This window comes from Methanohalobium sp. (assembly GCF_018609725.1).
In the GTDB taxonomy this organism is placed as follows: domain Archaea; phylum Halobacteriota; class Methanosarcinia; order Methanosarcinales; family Methanosarcinaceae; genus Methanohalobium.
This window is the reverse complement of record NZ_JAHENT010000103.1, coordinates 1-4,280: the sequence shown is the minus strand read 5'-3', so window position 1 is coordinate 4,280 and position 4,280 is coordinate 1. Positions and strand designations below refer to the sequence as shown.

8 protein-coding genes and 1 pseudogene are annotated in these 4,280 nt (G+C 35.8%); all 9 read left to right on the top strand.

The window, feature by feature from the left end; translation table 11 throughout:
* Positions 1–619 precede the first annotated feature (619 nt).
* The 9 genes and pseudogenes from QZ276_RS06830 (at position 620) to QZ276_RS06795 (ending at position 4,093) form a co-directional block, all read left to right on the top strand.
* Entirely contained in the window at positions 620–1,672 is a 1,053-nt protein-coding gene (locus QZ276_RS06830; protein WP_292486515.1) for a radical SAM protein, read from the top strand.
* Between the two features lie 118 nt (positions 1,673–1,790).
* A complete protein-coding gene (locus QZ276_RS06825; RefSeq protein WP_292486513.1) occupies positions 1,791–2,102 on the top strand; it encodes a DUF2551 domain-containing protein in 312 nt (103 codons plus the stop codon).
* 176 nt (positions 2,103–2,278) lie between these two features.
* Positions 2,279–2,548, top strand: a complete 270-nt coding sequence (locus QZ276_RS06820) for an undecaprenyl diphosphate synthase family protein (RefSeq protein ID WP_292486511.1) — start codon at positions 2,279–2,281, stop codon at positions 2,546–2,548.
* A 1-nt stretch (position 2,549) separates the two neighbouring features.
* Positions 2,550–2,639, top strand: a pseudogene (locus QZ276_RS11475) (UDP pyrophosphate synthase); the annotation flags it as partial.
* A complete protein-coding gene (locus tag QZ276_RS06810) occupies positions 2,632–2,769 on the top strand; it encodes a hypothetical protein (RefSeq protein WP_292486509.1) in 138 nt (45 codons plus the stop codon). The pseudogene QZ276_RS11475 and the gene QZ276_RS06810, both read left to right, overlap by 8 nt.
* Positions 2,770–2,793: 24 nt before the next feature.
* Entirely contained in the window at positions 2,794–2,874 is an 81-nt protein-coding gene (locus tag QZ276_RS11470; RefSeq protein WP_342765709.1) for an undecaprenyl diphosphate synthase family protein, read from the top strand.
* Positions 2,875–3,098: 224 nt separating this feature from the next.
* Positions 3,099–3,332: a helix-turn-helix domain-containing protein gene (locus QZ276_RS06805; RefSeq protein WP_292486507.1), complete on the top strand. Its 234-nt coding sequence runs from the start codon at positions 3,099–3,101 to the stop codon at positions 3,330–3,332.
* Positions 3,317–3,661: a hypothetical protein gene (locus QZ276_RS06800; protein ID WP_292486505.1), complete on the top strand. Its 345-nt coding sequence runs from the start codon at positions 3,317–3,319 to the stop codon at positions 3,659–3,661. Before QZ276_RS06805 ends, QZ276_RS06800 begins: the two co-directional genes overlap by 16 nt.
* A 258-nt stretch (positions 3,662–3,919) precedes the next feature.
* Positions 3,920–4,093 (top strand): hypothetical protein, encoded by a 174-nt coding sequence (locus QZ276_RS06795; RefSeq protein ID WP_292486503.1) that lies wholly within the window; start codon positions 3,920–3,922, stop codon positions 4,091–4,093.
* Positions 4,094–4,280: the final 187 nt, after the last annotated feature.

Sequence of the window (4,280 nt, the reverse complement as noted above, 5' to 3'; positions counted from 1 at the left end):
GGGGCAACAGGGGTACGTGAAAGCCAACGGTTTCTAACCGCCTCCTTAAATCAAAACACTCTAAATTGAAAATTTAGAGTTAAACTTAAACTTGGTAAATTGAAATTTACCAATATCTTTAAACTGTAGTTTAAAGAGTCTTTGATTTAAGTTGTTTAAAGATTGATGAAACAACCCCGTTGATGTTTGATAAGTTTATGATAAACATAAAAATCGCTATCATCAGATAAAATTTATATAGTTTTAAAACGTATAATCAGTATTAAGGCATACCGTGGGGCTCGCGGGAATCAACGGCTGTGGAGATGGTACCTCTACGACTGGTCCCGGTATCAGTTCGCAAGTACCGTCTATGAACCAGCAAACGCTCAACCCCGTCAAAGGTTGAGGCTCTCGAGGTTCAAGAGAACCTCACGAGTTTACTCGTAAGAGAGCAGTCAGAATTCCTACACAGGTTACATCTTTCATTATCTATTACTACTAAATTATCTGTTGCAAACAATACGTTATAGATAGATATTGTATAAAATTAAACTATTTCTCATGAATCTATTATAACCAATAATACGATAATGAATGTCAAACTATATATAAATCTGATAAATACATTGAAACCAATATGAAAAATATAATATCAGGAGATGAAGACTCCTTTTATAACTATATATCTGAAGGATGCCGAATTTGTCAAATGGGAGCCAAGATGGTTCTTTTTGTCACTGGTGTATGTGGAAGAAATTGTTATTATTGCCCTCTTTCAGAAGAACGCAAAGAAGATACTGTCTATGCAAACGAAACAATAGTGTATTCCGACAAAGACATTACCAATGAAGTTTTACAGATGAATGCACTCGGTACAGGTATCACAGGTGGCGAACCTCTTTATAAACCCGAGCGTACAATATACTATATATCCCTTTTAAAATCCGAATTCGGAGAAAGTCATCATATTCATCTATACACCTCTATCGCTGTGGATAAGGACACATTGACAAGACTCAAAAATGCCGGACTTGATGAAATCAGGTTCCATCCCCCACAGGAGATATGGGATACATTGGATAGGTCACAGTTTCCAGATTCTTTCAAAAATGCTATGAATATAGGGCTGGATGCAGGTATTGAAATACCTGCAATAGAAAACGCTGAATATATAGCAGAGTTCATCCAGAATACAGATGGGTTCCTTAACCTTAACGAGCTTGAATTTACAGACACCAATTCGAATGAATTGAAAAAACAATCATATAGCCTTCGTAATGACACATCAAACGCTGCATCCAACTCCAGAGAACTGGCTAAAAATTTGGCTGAAAATTATCAGAATACCAGTATTCATTTTTGTTCATCCAGCTACAAAGATGCTGTACAATTTAAAAGGCGGTTAATTCGTACTGCTGAAAAAACAGCGCGCCCATTTGATGATATAACAGAAGATGGTACTGTTGTATATGGTTTAATTGAAAACACTAAATTGGAAAATACCATAAATATGTTGAAAGAATTTGAAGTTCCTGAAGATATGTATGAAATAAATAACACAGATATCGAGATTGCATGGTGGATACTTGAAGATACTGCAGATAAATTGAAAAATACAGGATGCAACACAACAATAATTGAGAGGTATCCATTAAAAAACGGATTGATTGTTGAAACCATACCAGTTTAAATACCAAAATTTATAAATAAAGACGATGTTAGACTGTTCGCATTCCTAATGGTTTCAATAGTCTCAGGTTAAATTACCATAGTTTTATAAGGTAAAAAAATCTATAATTGGTTCAGAGGTGTTTGTACTGGAAACGATAGAAGAGCGAGTAAGATCAAGGTTAACCAAGTATCTTAGTCGCGATAGTACCGGAATACGTAAAGCAGTACTTAAACTATTTTTAGAAGATGGTGCATACACCACCGGTGACGTATATGAATACCTCCGCAACCATAATTTTGATGTGAGTTATCGAGGAGTATCTGCCATGGTGGGACTCATGAATACAAGACTTGGTATTCTAAGTATTGACGTCACCGGTGATCATAACGTATACATGCTCAAAGAAGACTACAGAGAAATTGTCAGATCGGTTATTGAAAATTATTGATTTCTCATACACGTTTACCTTTACGTTTACCTCGTTATATTCCTGCACAAATATAATTTGTACCAAAAAGACGTCACGCTTGATACTATGCTGGAGTTATATTTACAAAAGTCATGAAAAACTTCTCACACAGGTAAATAAAAAACCTTCCAGTACCTGAACACATAGCTATTATAATGGATGGAAACAGAAGATTTGCCCAGCATATAGGAAAAAATAGCTATTACGGGCATAGGAAAGGTTCAGATATTACAGAAAAGATTATTGAATGGTCATGTGAAATCGGTGTAAAAGAATTGACAATCTATGCTTTTTCTACTGAAAATTTCAACAGACAAAAGCATGAAACTGAAAAACTGTTTGAATTGATAAGTCTCAAATTCAATGAAATCATAGATGATGAATGCACTCATGAGCGCAGAATGAAAATAAGAGCAATAGGGTGACATTGAACGGTTATCCTTACACCTTCAAGAATCTATAGAAAAAGCTGAAACCGCTACATGCAATTATGAGAATTTTAAGTTAAATGTTGCTCTTGCCTATGGAGGGAGACAGAACATTGTTCAGGCTGTTAAGGAAATGTCCAGAAAAAATATCAAACGGCTACTTTGAGTTGGATGACATAAACGAATCAACCATTTCTGAATATATGTATCCAGCCTGAGATCCCTCAGTCTCAAATGTTGATTTGATAATAAGAACCGGCGGTAACGAAAGAATATCCAATTTCCTACCCTGGCAATCTAACGGGAATGAATGCGCCACGTAATTCTGCGCTCCATTCTGGCCTTTATTTAGAAAAACTGATTTTTACGTTCTATTAGATTTTACCAGTCAAGGCTTAAGAAAAAGAATCAGCACAGGTTTTTAACTCTGGAGCGTGAAATCTCCCTGCAACAGCTGGGAGATGAGAGCGTCTAATGAATATATTTTTTATTATAAAATCGCTAACGGTCAATAACTTACAAATATCAACAGGACAAATTAAAAGCTATGTATCAGACGTTGCCGATAAGGATCATACCCACATCACAACAGGAAGAATTGTTGTGGATTCTATCCGAGAAATGCAGGTTACTGTACAATTTTGCACTTGCTGAACGCAAAGATGCTTATAAGAATAATATCAAGATAAGCTACAGTAAGCAGCAGAACGATTTACCCAAACCAAGGAACAGTATCCAGAATATAAGTGGGTTTACTCCAAGGTGTTGCAGTCTGTATTAAAAAAGCTCGATGCTAACTACAAATCGTTCTTCTCTTTGAGAAAAAATGGTGAGGAAAACGCAAAACCGCCTAAATTTAGAGGTAAAGACTATTTCTTCACAATGACCTACAACCAATCAGGATTTGAAATTACTGATTCTAAAGGTAATACTATAACCTATAAAAGTATCGATACTACCAATCATCTGTATAGTAAAAGCGAGCCTGAATATACTGAAGATGATGAAGTTTTCATCAGTTTTTCACATAATTACCCATCAGAAACTGAACTGAAGTTTGGTTTGCCTGCTAAAATCGTTTATGACAGGATTCTAAGAATAGCTGACTAAATTAAACAAATCGAAATCCACCCGAAAAATATGGTGGGTATTATCTCAGTATTACATACAATATACCCTGTCTGGATTTCAAACACAATGATAAGTATCTGGCAATGGATATTGGAGTCAGCAAACATACCATGGTCGATTCTGACGGGAATCTTAGTGAAATAATTAACAAATGACCTGATAAATACTGGCAGCCTAATATTCAGCAGATACAATCCAGATTAGACCTCTGCAAGAGATACAGTAAGAAATTACAGGTTGAAGCGCAACCTGAACAGGATGAAACAGAAATCCTCTAACCAGCTAAAAGACTTCCTGCACAAGGAGACGAGGAACATTGTTGACAATACTGATGCAAAAGTGATAATAATCGGTGATTTGTCAGCCAAACTGACGGCATCGAGCGAGAAAGGGGACAAAAAAATCCGATAAAAGTACACACCGCAGTACTCACAATTCAGGTCATATCGGACGATTTGCTCAATTTCTGACACTCTAAATCAAAGATTTAGAGTTATTCTTAAATCTGCGATTTAAGAAGCCTATAAATCACAAAGAATAGGCAAAAGGATAATAGAAATTGATGAATCCTATACCTCTCAGGACTGCTGTAATTGTG